This is a genomic window from Lacticaseibacillus pantheris DSM 15945 = JCM 12539 = NBRC 106106, assembly GCF_001591865.1.
Taxonomy (GTDB): Bacteria; Bacillota; Bacilli; order Lactobacillales; family Lactobacillaceae; genus Lacticaseibacillus; species Lacticaseibacillus pantheris.
Map to the genome: position 1 here is coordinate 1 of NZ_BCVS01000012.1, position 21138 is coordinate 21138.

The window sequence follows — 21138 nt, forward strand, 5'->3', positions numbered from 1 at the left end:
CCACGCCAGTACGACCAGCCAATCTGAGTACAACCAGCCAACCAAAAAGCGTCCAGTCGCGGATGAAGACGACTGGACGCGTTCTTATCAAAGTTTAGATGACACAGCTTTCACATTCGTTACTGCCGACTTCTTCTTCATCATCCGTAAACGTCCGGATGTAGTAAATCGACTTAATGCCCTTGTAGTGGGCGTAGTTACGCAGAATGTTTAGGTCGCGGGTCGTCATTTTGTTGGTCCGCCCCTGCTTCCATGGATAGATACCTTCGGGAATTGTACTGCGCATGAACAGCGTGAGTGACAACGACTGGTCCACGTGCTGCTGTGCCGCAGCGTAAACGTCAATCACTTTGCGCATGTCCGTATCGTAGGCACTCTTGTAGTACGGCATGGTGTCGTTGGACAGCCCCGCCGCCGGGTAAAAGATCTTCCCTATGGTCTTCTCCTGCCGGTCTTCAATCCGGTTAATGATTGGGTGCAAAGACGAACTGGTATCGTTGATGTAACTAATCGAACCGTTTGGGGCTACCGCCATACGGTTCTGGTTGTACAAACCGTACTTCATGACGTCCGCACGCAGTTGCTTCCAGTCGTCAGTCGTGGGTACGTGAATGTCCTTGAACAATTCCTGTACTTTAGGATCGTGTGGCTGCCAGTCCTCATTCACGTAACGGTCAAAGTAAGTACCATCGGCGTACTGACTCCGGTCAAAGTGGTAGAAGGACTCGCCGCGTTCGCGGGCAATCTTATTGGAAGCTACCAGCGTGTAGTAGTTCAAGCATAGGAAGTAAACGCTCGTAAACTCTACAGACTCCGGCGAACCGTATTCCATGTGGTTGAGGGCAAAGAAGGTGTGCAACCCCATCGCACCCAAACCAATTGAGTGAGCCCGGTGGTTACCGTGCTGGACCGATGGGACAACGTCAATGTTGCTTTCATCCGAAACGAAGGTTAGCGCACGAACCATGGCCTCAACGGCACGGCCAAAATGCTTCGCCTTCATCAGGTTAGGAATGTTCGTGGAACCCAAGTTACACGAAACGTCCGTCCCCATGACGTCATAACCCTGCTGGTTGTTAATCTTTGACGGCTCCTGCACCTGCATAATCTCCGAACACAGGTTACTCATGATGATCTTCCCGTCAATTGGGTTGTCATTGTTCGCCGTGTCCACGTTGACGATGTACGGGTAGCCTGATTCCTGCTGCAGCCGCGAAATTTCGTTCTCCAGGTTGCGGGCCCGAATCTTGTACTTCTTGATGTTTGGGTTGGCCACCAGAGCGTCGTACTCCTTAGTGATGTCAATGTAGGAGAATGGCTTACCGTACTCACGCTCCACCGAGTATGGTGAGAATAAGTACATATCGGCGTCTTCACGCACCAAGTCGTAAAACTTGTCCGGAACAATGACACCCAGGCTCAGGGTCTTAACCCGGTACTTTTCGTCCGCATTTTCCTTCTTGGCACCCAAGAAGTTAATGATATCTGGGTGAAAGACGTTCAGGTAAACCACACCGGCACCCTGCCGTTGACCAAGCTGGTTCGAGTATGAGAACGAGTCTTCCAGCAACTTCATGACTGGCAAGACGCCGCTAGCCGCTCCCTCAATACCTTTGATTGGTGCTCCAGCCTCACGCAGGTTAGACAGCGTCAGACCAACACCACCACCGATACGAGACAACTCAAGCGCGGAATTAATTGCCCGGCCAATTGAGTTCATGTCGTCGGTTACCTGCAATAGGAAACAGGACACCAACTCACCACGACGCGAGCGCCCTGCATTCAGGAAGGATGGCGTTGCTGGCTGGTAGCGCTGGTGGATCATCTCTTCAGCCAAATCGTGCGCCAAGGATTCATTGCCGTCAGCGAAGTACAAGGCGTTAGCAAAGACGCGGTCCTTAAAGTCTTCCAGATACTGCTCACCGTCATTGGTCTTCAAAGCGTACTGTGCATAATATTTGTACGCCGCCATGAAGGACTTAAACTGAAAGTGCTGGTCCTGCAAGTACTGGTACAAATCATCCTTAAACGCGGCGCTGTACTTGTCCAAAAAGGCGGATTCGTAGTAATCGTTAGCGACCAGGTAATCCAACTTTGCGGCCAGTGAATCAAATTGCTTCGTGTTGGGCTGGACGTTTTCAGCCAGGAATGCGGCCAAAGCTTCCTTGTCCTTATTCAGCGGAATTTGTCCGTCAACGGGAATGTTGATTTCGTTATTTAGTTTGTAGTACGAAACGTGCTCTGGAGAGATTGATTTAAGTGACATATTGTACCTACTTTCATGCAATCACCAAGGGGATAAAAAAACAGCTGGCCGTCTTAAACAGCCAACTGCTTTAAAACGTCTGGACGAAAACCAGTGATGGCCTCCATGCCGTCCGCTTCGAGTACCGGCGTCATCTTGAAGCCCTGATTTTTTAAGTAATTAACGTATTCAGGCTCCTCATTGATGTTGTGTTCGGTATAATTGATGTTGTGTTCGTCCAAGAACCGCTTCGTCATACGGCAGCGAGGACAACCATTTTTGGTAAATAAAGTAACATTGCGCATATTCATCAGTCCTTTGATTTCGTAAGTATGTCATTATCATACCCAATCTAGTGTGGAGGGTCAACCACAATACCACATCTTGTGTTCTGTAATTCCTTGAAAAGGCCGGTCCTACGCCATTACCGGCCGCAAAAAATATTTTATCCGACCCACCAACTACCATATATAGGGTCATTCACCCGAAGTTTTTAACATTTACACACAATATCCTGTGTGCTAACCTAAGTCATACCACATTTAGTACGGTGCACAGTACATACAGTAACGTCGTACACCATGACAATTCGCGGCAACACCGCAAGGAGGTTCTTCACTTGACTGATTTAGTAAAGAAGTTCGCTGACGCTGACGACTACCAGGCCGTTAACTGGGACCGCGTCAATGACGCCATCGACAAGGCAACTTGGGAAAAGTTAACCGAACAATTCTGGCTGGACACCCGTATCCCCGTATCCAACGATATGGATGACTGGCGTGAACTTGATACCGACCACCAGTGGGTTGTTGGTCACGTCTTTGGTGGCTTGACCCTGCTGGACACGGTTCAGTCCCAGGACGGTATGCAGGCATTGCGCCGGAACGTGGTGACACCCCACGAAACCGCCGTACTGAACAACATCCAGTTCATGGAATCCGTCCACGCTAAGAGTTACTCCACCATCTTTTCCACCCTCAACACGCCGGACGAAATTGACGAAATTTTCCAGTGGTCGGACACTGAGGACTTCCTGCAGGCCAAGGCCAAGACCATCGTGGACATCTACCGCAATGATCCGGACCCGTTGCACAAAAAGGTGGCCAACGTATTCCTTGAAACCTGCCTCTTCTATAGTGGTTTCTACACGCCGCTGTACTACTTGGGCAACAACAAGTTGAACAACGTCGCCGAAATCATTAAGTTAATCCTCCGCGACGAATCCGTGCATGGCACGTATATTGGTTACAAGTACCAGGTAACGTACGACCAGTTGACTGACGCCCAGAAGCAAGCACAGGACGACTGGGCTTACGACTTGTTGTACAACCTCTTTGATAATGAAACCAACTACGCCAAGCTCGTGTACGACCAGGTCGGCTGGACTGATGAAGTGATGACCTTCGTGCAGTATAACGCCAACAAGGCCCTCATGAACTTGGGTAAGGAACCCATCTTTGAAACGACGGCCAGCGACGTTAACCCCGTCATTATGAACGGGATCAACACCACTACTTCCAACCACGACTTCTTCTCCCAAGTTGGTAACGGCTACCTGCTGGGTCAGGTTGAGGCCATGAATGACGACGATTACCTCATCGGTTTGGATGAGGACGCTCAGGACGACAAGAAAAAAGGTGATCGCTAATGGCAGCACCAATTAACGTTGTTTTTATCAGTATTAGCGGCAACACGCGGGCCTTTACCAAGCTACTGAAACAGCACGCGGTCAAGGCACAGGCCATGGACGCTGACTCCCGGGACGTAAACTTCTACGAGTACACGGAGCAGTTTGACGAGCGGGTGCTGGATGCTGGCCCCTACTTTGTCTTAGTGCCAACCTACCTGGACGGTGGGGACGGGATGCACACGGGCTACCAGGAAACGTTGACGGTGGACCTCCGCGACGAGCTGGATGACGGCAACACGGACAATCTGATTGGGATTGTTGGCAGTGGCAACCGTAACTTCAACGCGCAGTTTGGGTTGACGGCCAAGCACTACGCCAACCGCTACAACAGTCCACTTATTGGTCTTTTCGAACTCCGTGGTAACAAGGAAGAGGCTCGGCGGATTTACGATGCAATGAGCACTACCCTGACGGAATATGAACGGACGGGCGTAAAGAAGGCATTAACGCGCGCGTAGTCAAAGTTAAAATTAAAAAACTATTGACACGTTTCTCACATTGCTATAATATCGTCCACATAGAAGACGAGAGGAGTTTTCCTAATGAAACAATCACTGATCACAGTTGCACGCACGTACGCCTTTTGGTTTTTCGGGTAGTCATCCGAGGGCCAAGAGCTATTGAGCGTGGCACGCGGATGACATGAGGCATCTGCGTGTACAGTGGTCAACCGATTTTTTAGGTCAACTACCGCCACCCAGATGTTTCGCATTCGCGAAGCTCCGGGGGGCGGATTTTTTTTACGCAGAGAGTTAGTGCTTTAGCACTTACTCTCTGCTACTCGGAGGCTGTGCGTCAGCACCGCCGAGAGACTGGAGCATTTACTGGTTTGACAGTTGTCAGATCGCGCAAAGCAGCGTACCCGCCTACCAGCTTTAGCACTGACTCTCTGCTACTCGGAGCACCCGCGGAGCGTGTGCGAGAGACTGGAGCATTCATTCACTGGTTTGACAGTTGTCAGATCGCGCAAAGCAGCGTACTCGCCCTACCAGCTTTAGCACTGACTCTCTGCCACGACCACGTTTCATCCCCAATCCTCCTCCCCGTCCCTACCACTACATATCCACCAACAGAAAGGAAGTTACACCATGCCCAAAACTAAACCAAGTTTGTTAAAGGATTTAGACCATACCTATGACGGTCTCGGGGCCAACCCCATCCGCGTATTTGATGCTGAGGCCAGCAAAATTCCCAACGTCATCAAGCTCTCACTCGGTGAACCGGACTTTAACGTTCCGGAACACATCAAACAAGCGGCAATTGATTCCATCAATAATGATGAATCGCACTACGGTCCGTCCAATGGCTGGCCAAAGGTGCGCCAGGCGGCCGCAGATTTTCTCAGCGATCGTTACGGCCTGGACTACGACCCTAACACGGAGATTGCCGTAACCGTGGGGGCTACCGAAGGACTACACGCAGCCCTCGATACTTTGCTCAACCCTGGTGACCAAGTACTGATGCCGAGCCCAACGTTCTCCCTGTACGACCAGCTCATTCGCATTAATGGGGCGGAACCAGTTTACGTTGATACCAGCAGTACCGGCTTTGTCTTCACACCAGAACAGCTCAAAGCTGGTATTGCCCGGTGCGATCACCTCAAAGCAGTGCTACTGAACTTCCCGTCCAACCCCACCGGTGTCACCTATAACGAGGCACAAGTTCGGGCGCTCGCAGATGTGTTGCGCGAAACTGACGTCACCGTGATTTCGGATGAGATCTACTCCGAGCTCACGTACGACGGCACGCACTTCAGCTTTGCCAAGGCATTACCTGAACAAACCTTGCTGATCAACGGCGTATCAAAATCCCACGCCATGACTGGTTGGCGGATTGGTCTTATCGCTGGTCCCGCAGAGCTGATGCGGCGCGTTAGCTTGGCCCACGCGTTCAACGTCACCTCAGCGTCGAATCCCGCTATGGCCGGCGCCTACGAAGCAATGAGTACGGAGGAAGGACGTCAGGACACCCTGGCCATGAAGGCTGAATACCTCAAACGACGCGACCTGGTCGTTGCCAAAATGAGCGCAATGGGCTTCGGTATTCCGAACCCAAACGGTGCCTTTTACGTCTTTGCTAAGATTCCCGCTGACCTGATTCAGGACGACACCGAATTCTGTTACGACCTGGTCCGCAAAAACGCCGTCGCGCTGATTCCCGGTGGCGGGTTTGGTCCCGGTGGTGAGGGCCACGTGCGGCTTAGTTACGCCGCGTCCATGGACAACCTCACCGAGGCCATGCGTCGTCTACAAGAATACGTTGATGATTACCGCGCAACCCATACGGCCTAAGGAGGCACAAGATGACCAAAATTTTAATGTATTGTGTTCGCGACGATGAGCAGCCAGCCATTCAGGCGTACGCTGCCGCCCACAACCTGACGATTGACACCAACGATGTCGTGCTCCACGGCGATACGGTGCAGCTAGCCCAGGGCTACGATGGCATTGTTATTCAACAGCGCGGCCCCATCGGCGACGATACCGTGTACACACAGCTAGCCAGTTACGGCATTCACCAGCTCACCACGCGGACTGCCGGAGTTGATACCATCAACCTCGACGCCGCCGCAGCTGCCGGGCTGACCGTGACCAACGTTCCGGCATACTCCCCACGAAGCGTGGCCGAGCACGCCCTGATGTCCATCTTCCGTATTCTGCGGCAGAGTCCCCTGATCGATGCGCGGGTCCGGAACAACAACTTTGACTTCAACGGGCTCCAAGCTAAAGAAATTCACTCCACCACAATCGGTATTATCGGTGCCGGTCGCATTGGGGGCACCTTGGCCCAGATGCTCCACCTGTTGGGCGCAAAGGTGCTCGCATACGACGTCCAGGAACGTGACGACTTGCGCGATATCGTGACCTACACGACCAAAGCAAAGGTCCTCGAGCAATCTGACGTGGTATCGCTGCACGTCGACCTGAACCCCACCTCCACCGGCCTGATTGGTGCTGACGACCTCAAACTCATGCAACCAACATCCGGCTTGGTCAACGCCAGCCGCGGCCCAGTGGTCGACACGGCAGCGCTGATTACCGCGCTGAAGAACCACGAACTCGCCATGGCCGCATTGGATACGGTCGAGGGCGAGGCGGCAGTGTTTACCCGCGACCTCAGCAAAGTCGGCCTGGACGCCACGCCGCAGATTAAGGAACTAAACGCAATGGACAACGTCATCCTGACGCCACACATCGGCTTTTACACCAACATTGCCGTCCAAAACATGGTGGACATCGCACTTGACGACGTCCTGGCCGTCCTCAACGGTGAGCAGCCTAAAAACGCAATCTCACGTTAGTCAACCGCCGTAACCAACACTAAGACAACGAGGAAACTATTTATGTCAGCTAATGCCACAAACAACGCCCCCGCAATCGGAATCAAACAGTTTACCCTGGACGTACTCAACGGTAGTAGTCTCGGGGTGGTAGTGGCCCTCATTCCGGCCGCACTTACCAGCCAGATTCTGGCACTATTTCCCGGCAACCACGTCGCTGGTGCCATTACCATGATGGTCACCGTTGCGCAGTCCCTACTCAGTGTCTTTGCAGCAATGGCGGTGGGCCACATGCTACGACTTGAAACGCTGGACGCAGCCTGTATTGCCCTTGCGACCTTCGTTTCTTCCGGAGCCATCACCACGAGCAAAGGCGCGTTCGTCTTTAACGGCACGGGGTCCATCCTCAACATTATGCTGACCACCTTTATCAGCGCGGCGATGGTACTACTAATCCACCGCCATCTGGGACAACTGAAACTGGTTATTGAACCCACCATCGTCCTCATTATTGGTGGCGGTATTGGGATACTGACCCTGCCGGCAATGGTCGCCGTTCAAACTTTTGTTGGACAACTGGTAGCCAGTGCCACCCACCTGACCCCCATCCTAATGGGGATCGTGCTCGGCATCATCTTTGCGGTACTGATTGTGAGCCCACTATCGTCTGTCGGCATTGCGATGGCAATCGCGCTCACGGGCATCGGTTCCGGGGCGGCGAACGCCGGCATTGTGGTCGCCAGTTTCACCCTGGCATGGATTGGGGCCAGCGCGAACCCACTCGGCGGCACACTCGCCCACTTCTTAGGGTCACCCAAGATTCAGATGGCTAACATGCTCCGCCGTCCCCTGCTCTTTGTACCAGTAATCATTGGGGCGGGTATCTGTGGCGGAGCAGCCAGCTTATTACAAATGAACGGTACGCCGTTTTCAGCTGGTTTCGGCTTTGCGGGGTTGATTGGGCCGCTCACGGCGCTTCAACAGTCACATGGAGTTTTGGTCTGGCTGCGGGTCCTCCTCACCTTTGTGGTGATTCCGGTCCTCGCAGCCGGCGGGTTAAAGTGGTTGTTCGTGAACCAGCTGGGGTTGATTAAACCACAGGACGCCCAGCTCGGTGAATAACCACGGTTTATAAGTTTAAGCATCAACAAGCATTAATCACTACATTTAACTACTTTGGAGGAAATATTAATGACTCGAACAATTGCAGTAATCGGTGTCGGCAACGTCGGCGGGGCCGTGGCCCATCAAATCGTCACCTCGGGGATGGCGGACGACCTCATACTCATCGACCGGCGTGAAGGCAAAGTTGAAGCTGACGCCCTCGACTTTGAGGACGCCCAGGCCAACCTGACACACCACACCAACATTATCGTGAATGACTACCAGGCGGTCGCGCACGCGGAGGTCGTCATCTCGGCGGTGGGCAACATCGGTTTGCAATCGCTCGACAACCCGGACCGCTTTGCTGAACTCGGTTTCACTTCCAATCAGGTTAAGCTGGTTGCGCAACGCCTCAAGGAAGTCGGGTTCCACGGTAAGATTATCTGTATTTCTAATCCGTGTGACATCATGACCATGATCTATCAGCGTGTGACCGGCCTACCTCACAATCAGGTAATGGGCACGGGTACGATGCTCGATTCAGCCCGTATGCACCGGGCGGTCGGGCACGCGCTCCAGGTCGACCCCCGCTCCGTCGAGGGCTACAACCTGGGTGAACACGGCAACTCGCAGTTCACGGCTTGGTCCACCGTCCACGTGCTGGGACACCCCATCAGCCAACTGGCAAAGGAGCGTAACCTGGACCTGAACGCCATTGATGAGGATTCCAAAATGGGTGGTTACACGGTGGTTAAGGGCAAGGCGTACACCAACTACGGTATTGCCGCCGCTGCCACACGCCTTGCAACCACCATTCTAGAGGATGCCCACACGCAACTACCCGTATCCAACTGGCGTGAGGAGTACGGATGCTACTTATCTATTCCGGTGGTGGTCGGCCGCGCCGGCGTCATTGAGCGTATTCGCTTCGACCTCACGGCTGACGAGCAACGTAAGCTACAAGAATCCGCCACGTTCATTCTGGAACACTTTGCGCAGGTGGATCCAGCCAACGACGAGCTTGCGGCGGCCGTTGACCAGTAGTCAACCACTGTCCATAAAGCTGGCACATGACGGTGCTAGCTTTTTTTGATGCCCTAGAGTCGCATGAGGTCACGTAAGCAGCAATACCATCGCCATTCCCGACGAATCGAGTACGAATGAGCCCTTTTTTAGTCATCCTTCCCCGTCATTTAATCGCGGCGTCATAATTGTTTGGCAATCCCGCGCCGCTATACTACACTGCAAGTGCAGTGCGTTAACCAAGTCAAGCAGGTGGCGACATTCGCCACCCCCAAATCAACCACTAAGGGAGCTAATATTTTGCCTCGTAAAATTGCAGTAATTGGTATTGGTCATGTTGGTGAAGCCGTCGCCCACCAAATCGTGACGCAGGGATTAACTGACCGACTCGTATTAATTGACAAGGACGTCAAGAAACTAACCGCCGATTTCCACGACCTTTTAGACGCGGCCGCCAACCTCACCCGCCATACAGATATCGTTATGAACGATTGGGATGCCGTCGCCGATGCGGACATCGTGATATCGGCGGTGGGTAAAATTAACCTGATCACCCTGGACCACCCCGACCGTTTTGCCGAACTCGAGTACACATCCACGCAGGTCAAAGACGTGGCGGAACACTTGCGAGCGGTTGGCTTCAACGGGCAAATTGTGTGCATCTCGAACCCGTGTGACGTCATGACCATGATTTACCAGCAGGTCACCGGTTTACCCGCCAACCACGTTATGGGCACCGGTACCATGCTGGACTCAGCGCGGATGCGCCGGGCGGTCGGCGAAGCCTTTCAGGTGGACCCGCGCTCCGTTAGCGGGTACAACCTGGGTGAACACGGTAACTCCCAGTTCACCGCTTGGTCGACAGTCAGCGTGATGGGTCGGCCCATTGTGGACGTCAAAGACGAAGTCGGCCTGGACTTAGATTCCGTTGAACACCACTCTAGCATGGACGCATTTGACGTCTTTGCTGGTAAGGGTTACACCAGCTTTGGTATCGCGGCGGCCGCCACACGCCTCGCCGATACCATTTTACGGGACGCCCGCACCATGTTGCCCGTATCGAACTGGCGCACGGATTTGCAGTGCTACCTGTCCTTCCCCGTTATTGTGGGTGCAGATGGTGTTGAACAACAAACGCAGTGGCAGTTAACGGACGATGAACAACAAAAGTTACGCCACTCTGCTGACTGCATTAAGGATCACTTCAATCAGGTCATGTCCGTTGAAGTGTAATTGACCAATTAAGCCAGCACAAATTGAAATTAGCCCCCACAAATTCGTGGGGGTTTTTTGTTATTGCCAGTCACGTAATGTCGGGCTTGCGCGACTTTAAAGTATCTGTCATGACACCGATAATTTGAAAAATGTCACAATTTTCTTGATTTTTTCACATTTTAATGCCATTATTTTAATCGTTAATGAATTTAAAGGTAAAGGTGGATATTGATTATGACTAGAAAAATTGCAGTAATCGGCATGGGTAACGTTGGCGGCGCGGTCGCCCACCAGATTGTCGCCACGGGTATGGTTGATGATTTGGTCATTATCGACGAGCGCACCGCTAAATCGAACGCTGACGCCCTCGACTTTGCCGACGCAATGGCGAACTTAACCCACCATACCAACGTGATTGCGAATGACTACGAAGCAGTAGCCGACGCAGAAATTGTGATTTCCGCGGTGGGTAAGGTCAGCCTGCAGTCCGCGACCAACCCGGACCGCTTTGCTGAACTCGAGTATACCTCCACGCAGGTCAAGCATGTTGCCCGCAACCTTAAGTGCGTTGGGTTCCACGGTAAAATTATCTGTATCTCGAATCCGTGCGACATCATGACCACGATTTACCAGCAAATTACCGGCCTGCCGTACAACCACGTGGTGGGTACCGGCACGATGCTGGACTCGGCACGCATGCGTCGCGCCGTTGGTCACGCCCTCGACGTCGACCCGCGGTCCGTGACCGGCTACAACCTGGGCGAGCACGGTAACTCCCAGTTCACCGCCTGGTCCACCGTACGTGTACTCGGCCACCCCGTGACTGAATTGGTCGACAGCAAGCACCTTGACCTCGACGCCATCGATGAGGATTCACGCATTGGTGGGTTTACCGTGTTTAAGGGCAAGCAGTACACTAACTACGCAATTGCGGCGGCTGCTACTCGCCTCGCGCGCACTGTGCTGGAAGACGCCCACACTGAACTCGCCGTTTCCAATTGGCACGAAGAGTTTAATTCATACCTATCCACGCCAGTCATCATCGGCCGGGACGGTGTGTTGGCCCGCGCGGAGTTTGATTTGACCAAGGAGGAGGAGAACAAGCTCGCCCAATCCGCTCAATTCATTCGCCAACACTACGCTGAAGTGGATCCAGCAAACGACAAAGTGGGCTCAGAAGCATAACCAGTATCCACGTCCCCCACTCACTACACCCCAAATTTAACGATTCCGTAACCACCGCTAGTAACCTTGTATCTGCGCGGATAGTTGCCGGCAACACCTACCAGAACGGTGAACGTTGGCTAGCGCCTGTATGCGCAAACGGTTAAAATGGTAGTCGTTAGTAAATACTACTGGGGGCACGTGACTCGGTATTTGGGGGAACCATTGACACATGGATAATACAACCAAAATAGACGCAAGTCGGGTTCAGCGCTATGACCGCAGGCACCAGACGTGGTGGCGCTGGTTTATCCGTTTCTTCGACGTTGATTAATTAATAATCGCAGTACCAAAAAACTCGGTGGAAAACCACCGAGTTTTTTTGTTGCAATCAACCACTAACTGTTACCGGACGGGTTCCATAAGCGCATGATAACCAATGTCCTCGCGAAAGGCCAGCTCGCCCGCCAATTGGTCGACCAATTGGTAAACCAGCTTGGTCGCCGTCTGAATGTTATCACCAGCACCCACAACGGTTGCCACCCGACCACCGCTACTTTGCCAACCATTATCCCCGTACTCAACCGCGGCTGGGAGCCATTGCCCCAGCTCGGGGGTGGCCGGCACCTTGAACGCCAGTGGTGGCCGACTGGTCGCTGGATAGCCGGGGTGCGCAAGGACAACCGCACTGTACGTTTGCCCGTTCAAATGTAGCTGCGGTTGTTGCCCCGCCATGAGGTTAGTAATCGTCACGTACAAATCATCCTTAATTTGCGGTAACAACACCTGGGTTTCAGGATCCCCCAAGCGGACGTTGTACTCCAGCACCCGTGGCCCGTCCGCCGTAAACATTAATCCGGTGTACAACACGCCGCAACCATCCAAGCCGTCCGCATGAATACCAGTAATCGTGCGCTGAACAATCGCTTGCGCCTCCGCAGCCGCCGTGGCGCCAAACTGCGGTGCGGGACTAATGGCCCCCATCCCGCCAGTATTGGGCCCGGCATCCCCGTTAAATCGGCGCTTATGGTCCTGAGATAACGGCAAAGTCACAAAGTGAGTACCCGCAAATAGCGTCATCACCGACGCTTCTTGCCCAGTGAGGTACTCCTCCACCACTACGGTCGCATCCGCGCCCTGCCGGTACAAGCCATCCAGCGCCGCCTCAGCCTCTGCAATGGTGGCCGCGACCCGCACCCCTTTGCCCGCGGCCAAGCCATCGGCCTTCACCACGACTGGTGCTCCAAATTCGCGCATCGCCGCCTGCGCTTCCGTCAGGGTATGCGTCACAACCGACCGCGCTGTGGGAATACCGTGCCGTTGCATAAACGCTTTGGCAAACCCCTTACTACCCTCCAACTGCGCCAGCCGCTGATGTGGGCCAAAAATCTGCTGCCCGGCCGCCATAAAGGCATCTACAATCCCACCTACCAGCGGCACCTCGGGACCAACAAAGGTGAGGTCCACGTGGCCGCGGGCGAAGTCCAATAACCGGTCAAAATCGTCAACGGCGATGGGCACCGGGTCCAATCCCAACAACTTCATGGCCTGATTACCGGGCGCTACATAAACCCGGTCAACCGACGGGGCGCGCCGAAAAGCGAGACCTAATGCACTTTCACGGGCACCACCACCAACAATCAATACGTTATGTTGCACCATAAAATAACGTCCTCCCATGTGCGAGTCAACTGGCACCGTCAATGCCGCGGCGCCGTAACTTAATGCCGGAAATGCCGCACGCCGGTCGTGACCATCGCGATGCCGTACTCGTCGGCCATGTCAATCGATTCCTGGTCCCGAATGCTGCCACCCGGCTGAATAATCGCGCGAATGCCGTGCTGAGCCGCATATTCCACCGTATCGCCCATGGGGAAGAACGCGTCGCTCGCGAGTACGGCCCCCGCAAAGTTGTGGTGAGTTAGAGCCGCAGCCAGGGCAATTTCAGCGGAGCCAATCCGGTTCATTTGCCCAGCACCAATGCCGAGTGTCTGCCCGTCTTTGGCCACAACAATGGCGTTACTCTTGACGTGCTTCACCGCAATTTGGGCAAAGAGAAGTGCCCGTACCTGCTCGGGGGTGGGTGCCAGCTTCGTGACGACCGTTAAATCGTTGGCACCCTCCACCTGGTTATCTACCTCCTGAACAAGCAGGCCGCCACTCACCGAAACGGTTTCGGGCTCCCGTGCGCGTGGCTGGCTGTGGTCGGTCAAAGTCACCGTGAGGATACGCAAATTTTTCTTTTGCGCCAGCATGGCCAGGGCATCATCGTCGTAGCCCGGCGCCATAATAATTTCCAGAAATAGCGCGTGCATCTTGGTGGCGGTGGCCAGGTCCACGGTGCGGTTCAGCGCAATAATCCCGCCAAAGATGGAGGTGCTATCGGCCGCAAATGCTTTGTCCCACGCCTCCTCGATGTTGTCACCCTGACCGATGCCACATGGGTTCATATGTTTCATGGCCACAACGGTTGGTACGTCGAACTCGTTCACCGTCCGCAAAGCCGCGTCCGCATCCTTCATGTTGTTAAAGGACAACTCCTTGCCGTGCAATTGGTGTGCCGCCGCGATGGACGTTGCCGCTGGATAGGGTTCAGCGTAGAAAGCTGCCGCCTGGTGGCTATTTTCACCGTAACGCATGTCCTGCTGCTTGACGTAAGTCGGCGTGAACGTGTCCGGAAATTCCTCACCGGTTAGGTACGCAGCGATTTGCGCATCGTAGGCGGCCGTTACCCGGAACACCTTTGCGGCCAACCGTGAACGGAGAGCAACATCGTCAGTGTCGATGCCCGCGAGAACAGCGGCGTAATCATCCGGATCGACCACAGCCCAAACACTCGACGCATTCTTAGCCGCCGCACGCAAAGCGGACGGGCCGCCGATATCGATCTGCTCGATTGCATCGGCGCGGGCCACTCCTTCCTGGTGGATAGTTTCAGCAAAGGGGTAGAGGTTCACGCAGACAACGTCAATGGGCTCAATGTTCGCCGCCGCAATGGCTGCCATGTGTTCGGCACTTTCACGTCGGGCTAGGATACCGGCATGAATACGGGGATGCAAAGTTTTAACCCGGCCGTCCAGCATTTCTGGGAACCCCGTCACATCCGCAACACTCGTCACCGGCACACCCGCCCCCACCAGCTGGTCGTGGGTACCGCCCGTCGAAATAATTTCGAAACCACGTTCAACCAACCCTTGGGCAAACTCCACTAAACCATGTTTGTCAGAGACACTCAGTAATGCACGCTTCATTAAATTTTTCCCCCTTGAATTAACCGTTGTACCGTCGCTGGCAACAATTGGTGCTCCACCGCATGAATCCGCCGTGCTAAATCGTCGACACTCATACCCGGTTCAACACGCACCGCCTCCTGGGCAATAATTTGCCCCGAATCAATCCCCGCGTCCACAAAGTGCACCGTGACGCCGGTAATCTGCACGCCATAACGCCACGCATCCTCAATACCCGTCCGTCCGGGAAAACTAGGCAACAGGGCTGGGTGTAGGTTAATGATGCGCTGCGGGTAGGCCGCTAATAACGTCGGCCCCAAAATACGCATATAGCCGGCCAAAACAATCAGGTCCACCTCTGGCAGCTGACTAACGATAGCCGCTTCGGCCGCCGCTTTGTCGACAAATTCACGGTAGTCGACCGTAATAATCGGTACACCAGCCAGCGCTGCTTTGCCCACCACCGGTGCCAGCGCGTGATCACATACCAACGCCTTGATTACCACGCCACTGTCCGGTTGGGCGAAGGCTTCCACCAACGCCTGAAAGTTACTACCCGTACCCGAAGCAAATACCGCAATCGATTTACTCATGCACGCCCTCCCGCCAGACAACAGCTTGCCCTGCCGCTCGGGGAACTACTTTCCCCACGCGCACGGCATCCGGGCACGCCGCTTGAATTGCCGACCAATGCTCAGGATCCAACGCGGCCACCATGCCCATGCCTAAATTGAAGGTTCGGCGCATTTCGTCTAGGGTAAGCTCCCCAGCTGTCTGCATACGGGTAAACAATTCCGGCCATGCCCATGAACCAACGTCGATTTCCGCCGCCAAAGTTGCGGGGAGCATACGCGGCACGTTATCCGTCCACCCACCGCCCGTGATGTGCGCCAGTCCGTGAACGTACCCGGCCTCGATGAGCGGCGTGATTGAACGCACGTAAATCCGGGTTGGCGTCAGTAGCGCCGCCACGACCGTGCGCCCATCCGCCAACGGTTGGTCGGCCAAACCGGTGGTATCCAACAAGTGTCTTACTAACGAAAAGCCGTTAGCGTGGACGCCCGTGCTGGGAAAACCCACTAGTAGGTCGCCCGCCTCGACGCCTCGCGGCAACGTGCGGTTCCGGTCGGCCACACCCACACCAAACCCAGCCAAATCAAAGTGGCCGCCCTGGTACAAGTCCGGCATCTCGGCGGTCTCCCCACCAATCAGAGCCATCCCCGCTTCCCGGCACCCAGACGCGATGCCCCCGACCAGTTCGGCGGCCAACTCTGGATCCAGGTGGCCCACCGCCATGTAATCGAGGAAGAATTGCGGGTATGCACCGTCGGCCAGCAAGTCATTGGCCACCATTGCAACCAAGTCGGTGCCGAGGCCGGCAACCTGGTGGTGTTGCTGCGCCAACAATACTTTGGTCCCCACCCCGTCGGTTGCGGCCAACACCACTGGGTTACTCAGCTCCGGCAGCGCGTACGCCGCGGCAAATCCGCCAATTTTGCTGACTACGTGCTCATTGTGTGTACTAGCGGCTAATGGTGCAAAGCGTTCAACCGCCGCTGCACCCGCCGTAATATCCACACCTGCCTCCCGGTATGCATCCGTCATGCGCTCACCTCCGCTACTTTGATGTTTAATTGTGACAATTCATCCTGTAGCGTGGCGGCATAGTCATCCAAAGGTGTGGGGTATTCGCCCGTAAAGTAAGCCACGCACAGCCCGTGGTGCGGCGCAGCCGTGGTCAGGCCCACGCTACGTTCCAACCCATCAACCGACAGAAAGCCCAGCGAATCCACGTGCAATATTTGCCGCATGTCCGCAACACTGTGGTTAGCCGCCATCAACTCGTGGGTTGACTGAATATCAATACCGTAAAAGCACGGGAAGCGTAGCGGCGGACTACTGATGCGTAGGTGTACTGCCGCCGCACCCGCATCCCGTAGCAATTTGACAATTTGTAGGGCAGTGGTGCCGCGCACCAGAGAATCATCTACCAGCACCACACGTTTCCCCGCGACAACCGGCCGAATTGCGCTCAACTTCATGCGGACACTCCGTTCGCGTAATTCCTGCGTCGGTTGGATAAATGTGCGGGCAACATACTGACTTTTAACTAACCCCATCTCGTAGGGAATTCCCGAGGCCTGAGCATAGCCCATAGCCGCCGAGAGCGAGGAATTGGGTACGCCACAGACAATATCGGCATCAACCGGCTGTTCGGCGGCTAACCGCTTACCCATGCGGACACGCGCCTGGTGTACGTTCACACCATGAATCTCTGAATCCGGGCGGGCAAAGTAGACGTACTCCATCGAGCACACGGCCAGCTCCGTTTTCGTCGTGTAGTGGTCGATACGCAATCCGTTCCGGTCCACTACTACTAGTCCACCTGGCGCCACATCCTGCACAAAGGTCGCCCCCACCGCATTTAGTGCGGCGGTCTCGCTGCACACCACGGTACCGCCATCAGGCAGGGTGCCGACCACCAGCGGTCGAAACCCATTAGGGTCGCTAGCCGCGTACAATCCGTGCTCGGTCAGCAACATAAAGGCAAAGCCACCGTGCACCTGATTCAACGCCTCTTTGAGTTGATCGACGAAGTTCGTCTTGTCACTGCGACGGATCAGGTGCATCAATACCTCCGTATCGGACGTGGACTGAAAGATGGCACCCTCACGTTCCAACTGGGCCCGTAACGAGCGGGCGTTGGTCAAATTGCCGTTATGGGCCAACGCCACGTCGCCGGTCGTCGTAAAGCGGAACAACAACGGTTGGATGTTTTCCAAAACACGTCCACCCGCCGTAGAGTAGCGCACATGGCCCAGAGCGGCGCGCCCCTGCAGGCTAGCCAACTGGTCAGGCTTCGTGAACACCTCGGCCAGTAAGCCCAACCCGCGATGGCGGAGCATGCCCGCCCCCGTTAGGCCCACAATGCCGGCGCCCTCCTGCCCCCGATGCTGCAACGTGTGCAAACCGAGATAGGTGATGTCCGCGGCCGCCGGATTATTCCAAACGCCGAACAAACCGCACTCTTCATTAAGACCGTTTACTGCATCAGGCATGGGATCGCCTCCTCATAGCTTTGTTGTAAACGTGCAACTGGTAGGTCTAGCGTCGCGCCGTGCGCGTCTACCACCAGTCGAGCGACCGCCGTTGTGTGGCCAATCAACTGGGCACGCGACCCCATGACGGCTTCAAACTCAGCCGCCCGGTTGGAAGCGACGGTGACCAAAAAACGGCTTTGCGTTTCGGCGAACAGCCATGTTGCCGGCACATCGTAGCTCACTGACGCACCCAATCCCCGACCAAAGGCCATCTCCGCGAGACCCACGGCAAACCCACCAATACTAAGATCGTGGGCAGCAGTGACCAAACCTGCGCGAATAGCATTCAGCAGGGCCTGCTGATTATGCTGCTCCGCGTCAAGGTCAAAGTCGAACAGGCGTCCAGATACACCACCCGTGACCATTTTCTGCAACTCGGTGCCGTTGAAGTCCGCGCCGGTCTGGCCTACCAAGTAGAGACGATCATTCGGTTGCTGAAAAGTATTAGGTGTGATGTCGTCCAGGTCAGTCACCAGCCCGACCATCCCAATCATTGGCGTCGGATAAATTGCTGCACCGTCAGTCTCGTTGTACAACGAGACGTTACCCGAAATAACGGGCGTGTTCAGTGCCTTAGTTGCTGCAACAATCCCGCGTGCGGACGCGGATAATTCATAAAAGTGTTCCGGGTTAGTGGGATCACCGTAATTCAGGCAGTCAGTCACCCCTAACGGTTCTGCACCGGTGGCCACCAAGTTGCGCGCCGCTTCCGCGACCACCATGGCACCGCCACGCTCGGGATCAAGGTACAAGTACCGCCCATTGCTGTCGGTAGTCACCGCCAACGCCCGGTGCGTGCCCCGTACCCGGATGACCCCCGCATCGGCGCCGGGAAGAACCACCGTGTTCGTCTTAACCTGTGAGTCGTACCGCTGGAATAGACTCCGCTTACTGGCAATCGTTGGTTGGGCCATCATGTCCAACCACGTGGCCTCTGGATTATCGAGGACGGGTTCAAAGTCGGCGGCTGGGTGAGCCAAGCGTTCCGGCCGGATCCCCACCTGGTGGTAAACCGGCGCGTCATCCGTGAGCAAACTCACCGGCACGTCGCACACCAACTTTCCATCTTGTACTAGTTGGTACTGCTGACCGTCAGTGACCCGGCCGATTACAACGGCGTCAAGACCACTTTGGGTAAACACATCCATCACTTCCTGCTCGGCCCCGGCCTGAACACATAGCAGCATTCGTTCCTGCGACTCCGAGAGCATAATTTCGTATGGCGTCATCCCCGGTTCCCGCTGGGGCACCAAGTCCAGGTCGAGCAACATACCCGCCCCGGCTTTGTCAGCCATCTCGACACTGGAGCTCACCAGACCAGCAGCCCCCATATCTTGGATGCCCACCAACACATCACGGTGTGCCCGCGACACGTCGAGGCAAGCATCAGTGAGGAGCTTCTCCATGAACGGATCACCCACCTGGACGGCCGCACGGTCTGCATCCGCCGCATCGCTAAACTCCGCCGAGGCAAAGCTGGCTCCGTTAATACCGTCGCGGCCGGTCTTTGCACCCACATAAATGATGGCGTTACCAGCACCAGCCGCTCGACCGCGCTGGATTGCGTCCCGGTCCATCACGCCCACACACATGGCGTTCACGAGCGGATTCTTCGCGTAGGTCGCATCGAAGTTGGTTTCCCCGCCAATGGTAGGAATCCCGATGGCGTTGCCGTAACCACCAATTCCGGCGACCACGCGATCAACGAGGTGCCGGACGTGCGCGTCGTCCAGTTCACCAAAGCTGAGCGAATCCAGTAACGCAACGGGTTCTGCCCCGATGGAAAAGATGTCGCGGATGATACCACCGACCCCGGTCGCGGCCCCTTCGTATGGCTCAACGGCACTCGGGTGGTTGTGGCTTTCGGCCTTGAACACGACGGCTTTGCCTTCGCCAATATCAATCACGCCGGCGCCCTCACCGGGACCCATCAGCACGCGGTCGTTATGCGTCCAAAACTGCTTTAGTATTGGCTTACTGTACTTGTACGCACAATGCTCGCTCCACATGCCCGAAGCCAGGCCCACCTCGGTAAAGTTTGGTAACCGACCGAGTTTGTCCGCCAGACGTTGGTATTCCTCCTCGGTCAAACCCCAATCTAAATACGGTTTGCGTGCGGCAACTTCCTCCGGTGCTAGCTCAACGACTGGCATAGGTGGCCTCCTTTGTGGCTGCAAGTAACGAAGTAAATACGCCCAAACCATCGGTGCCGCCTAACAGGGACTCCACCGCCCGTTCGGGATGGGGCATCATCCCCAGTACGTTACCCGCACGGTTGGTGATGCCCGCAATATCGTGAACGCTACCGTTAGGATTTTCCCGATAACGGAACACCACCTGACCGTGCGCTTCCAGCTCAGCAATGGTACCCGCATCGGCGTAGTAATTGCCCTCGCCATGAGCAATGGGCAGGGTAATCGTCGTACCGGGTGCAAAGCGGTTAGTGAACGGCGTCCGCACGTTCTCCACCTTCAGGGACGTAGGTGCACAAACAAAGTCCAACTGGGTGTTACTTTGCAGCGAACCCGGAAGCAGGCCCGCTGCAGTCAAAATTTGAAAGCCATTACAGATACCCATGACGAAACCACCAGCATCGGCAAAGTGCCGTACGGCCGTCATGACCGGAGCAACGCTGGCAATCGCACCGCTGCGTAAGTAGTCGCCGTACGAAAAGCCTCCCGGAATCATCACCACGTCAAATCCTGACAATGTGGTGGCCGTTGCTGGTACGATTTCGGCGCAGCCCCCCGCAACCTGCTGGGTGGCCCAAACCAAGTCCTGGTCGCAATTGGAGCCAGGAAAACTCAGCACCGCCGCCCTCATGCTGTGGCCCCCTGTAACGGTGTCACGGTGAAGCGGTATGTTTCCATGTTGACGTTAGCCAGCAGTTGGTCGCAAATGCGTTCGACCTGGTCGTTGGCAGCCTCGATAGTGGGTGCGTTCAGGGTTAGTTCAAAATATTTACCCACCATAACGGTCGCAATATTGTCGTCGCCTAATCGCCCTAACGCTTTATGGATGGCCTCAGCCTGAGGATCCAGTACCGATGGTTTGTAATTCACGTTAATGACTGCCTTGAACATGAC

Annotated in this window: 18 protein-coding genes; 8 read left to right on the top strand and 10 right to left on the bottom strand. The window is 55.2% G+C overall.

The features are described 5' to 3' along the window. Positions 1-94: 94 nt before the first annotated feature. Together nrdE and nrdH are read right to left on the bottom strand one after the other, a co-directional pair. On the bottom strand, positions 95-2266 hold the full coding sequence (nrdE, locus tag LPA02S_RS02580) for a class 1b ribonucleoside-diphosphate reductase subunit alpha (protein WP_054649947.1): 2172 nt from the start codon (positions 2264-2266) through the stop codon (positions 95-97). Positions 2267-2319: 53 nt separating this feature from the next. After that, positions 2320-2550 carry a glutaredoxin-like protein NrdH gene (gene nrdH, locus LPA02S_RS02585; RefSeq protein ID WP_054749633.1) on the bottom strand — a complete coding sequence of 77 codons (231 nt, stop codon included), beginning with the start codon at positions 2548-2550 and terminating at the stop codon, positions 2320-2322. A 314-nt stretch (positions 2551-2864) separates the two neighbouring features. Between nrdH and nrdF the strand changes: the two genes are divergently transcribed. The 8 genes from nrdF to LPA02S_RS02625 all read left to right on the top strand — a co-directional run bounded on the left by nrdF (position 2865) and on the right by LPA02S_RS02625 (position 11742). Further along, entirely contained in the window at positions 2865-3893 is a 1029-nt protein-coding gene (gene nrdF / locus LPA02S_RS02590) for a class 1b ribonucleoside-diphosphate reductase subunit beta (RefSeq protein WP_056956607.1), read from the top strand. Next, complete coding sequence (locus LPA02S_RS02595) at positions 3893-4393, top strand: class Ib ribonucleoside-diphosphate reductase assembly flavoprotein NrdI (protein WP_054649943.1); 501 nt, start codon at positions 3893-3895, stop codon at positions 4391-4393. Before nrdF ends, LPA02S_RS02595 begins: the two co-directional genes overlap by 1 nt. A gap of 630 nt (positions 4394-5023) precedes the next feature. Beyond that, entirely contained in the window at positions 5024-6226 is a 1203-nt protein-coding gene (locus tag LPA02S_RS02600) for an aminotransferase class I/II-fold pyridoxal phosphate-dependent enzyme (RefSeq protein WP_056956606.1), read from the top strand. Positions 6227-6237: 11 nt separating this feature from the next. Further along, positions 6238-7236, top strand: a complete 999-nt coding sequence (locus LPA02S_RS02605; RefSeq protein WP_054649941.1) for an NAD(P)-dependent oxidoreductase — start codon at positions 6238-6240, stop codon at positions 7234-7236. A gap of 42 nt (positions 7237-7278) precedes the next feature. Then, positions 7279-8337: a PTS sugar transporter subunit IIC gene (locus LPA02S_RS02610; RefSeq protein ID WP_056956605.1), complete on the top strand. Its 1059-nt coding sequence runs from the start codon at positions 7279-7281 to the stop codon at positions 8335-8337. 69 nt (positions 8338-8406) lie between these two features. Next, positions 8407-9363, top strand: coding sequence for a lactate/malate family dehydrogenase (locus LPA02S_RS02615; RefSeq protein WP_054649939.1), 957 nt, complete (start codon positions 8407-8409; stop codon positions 9361-9363). Positions 9364-9642: 279 nt separating this feature from the next. Beyond that, complete coding sequence (locus LPA02S_RS02620; RefSeq protein ID WP_054649937.1) at positions 9643-10575, top strand: L-lactate dehydrogenase; 933 nt, start codon at positions 9643-9645, stop codon at positions 10573-10575. A gap of 216 nt (positions 10576-10791) precedes the next feature. Then, positions 10792-11742 (top strand): lactate/malate family dehydrogenase, encoded by a 951-nt coding sequence (locus LPA02S_RS02625; RefSeq protein ID WP_054649935.1) that lies wholly within the window; start codon positions 10792-10794, stop codon positions 11740-11742. A gap of 384 nt (positions 11743-12126) precedes the next feature. Here the strand turns inward: LPA02S_RS02625 and purD are convergent, their stop codons facing one another. From purD to purS, 8 genes are read right to left on the bottom strand one after another with little or no spacing between them, the layout of a single operon-like run. Then, complete coding sequence (gene purD, locus LPA02S_RS02630) at positions 12127-13383, bottom strand: phosphoribosylamine--glycine ligase (protein WP_054649933.1); 1257 nt, start codon at positions 13381-13383, stop codon at positions 12127-12129. Positions 13384-13442: 59 nt separating this feature from the next. After that, positions 13443-14972: a bifunctional phosphoribosylaminoimidazolecarboxamide formyltransferase/IMP cyclohydrolase gene (purH, locus tag LPA02S_RS02635; RefSeq protein WP_054649931.1), complete on the bottom strand. Its 1530-nt coding sequence runs from the start codon at positions 14970-14972 to the stop codon at positions 13443-13445. Then, positions 14972-15544 (bottom strand): phosphoribosylglycinamide formyltransferase, encoded by a 573-nt coding sequence (purN, locus tag LPA02S_RS02640; RefSeq protein ID WP_056956604.1) that lies wholly within the window; start codon positions 15542-15544, stop codon positions 14972-14974. Before purN ends, purH begins: the two co-directional genes overlap by 1 nt. Beyond that, a complete protein-coding gene (purM, locus tag LPA02S_RS02645; protein ID WP_054649929.1) occupies positions 15537-16556 on the bottom strand; it encodes a phosphoribosylformylglycinamidine cyclo-ligase in 1020 nt (339 codons plus the stop codon). Before purM ends, purN begins: the two co-directional genes overlap by 8 nt. Next, positions 16553-18010 (bottom strand): amidophosphoribosyltransferase, encoded by a 1458-nt coding sequence (gene purF, locus LPA02S_RS02650; RefSeq protein ID WP_056956603.1) that lies wholly within the window; start codon positions 18008-18010, stop codon positions 16553-16555. The genes purM and purF overlap by 4 nt, the downstream gene beginning before the upstream one ends. Next, complete coding sequence (gene purL / locus LPA02S_RS02655) at positions 17995-20205, bottom strand: phosphoribosylformylglycinamidine synthase subunit PurL (protein WP_056956602.1); 2211 nt, start codon at positions 20203-20205, stop codon at positions 17995-17997. The genes purF and purL overlap by 16 nt, the downstream gene beginning before the upstream one ends. Next, positions 20192-20875 carry a phosphoribosylformylglycinamidine synthase subunit PurQ gene (gene purQ / locus LPA02S_RS02660; RefSeq protein ID WP_054649927.1) on the bottom strand — a complete coding sequence of 228 codons (684 nt, stop codon included), beginning with the start codon at positions 20873-20875 and terminating at the stop codon, positions 20192-20194. The genes purL and purQ overlap by 14 nt, the downstream gene beginning before the upstream one ends. Next, the gene (gene purS, locus LPA02S_RS02665) at positions 20872-21135 is read right to left on the bottom strand and encodes a phosphoribosylformylglycinamidine synthase subunit PurS (RefSeq protein WP_054649925.1); all 264 of its coding nucleotides are present in this window, start codon (positions 21133-21135) and stop codon (positions 20872-20874) included. Before purS ends, purQ begins: the two co-directional genes overlap by 4 nt. Positions 21136-21138: the final 3 nt, after the last annotated feature.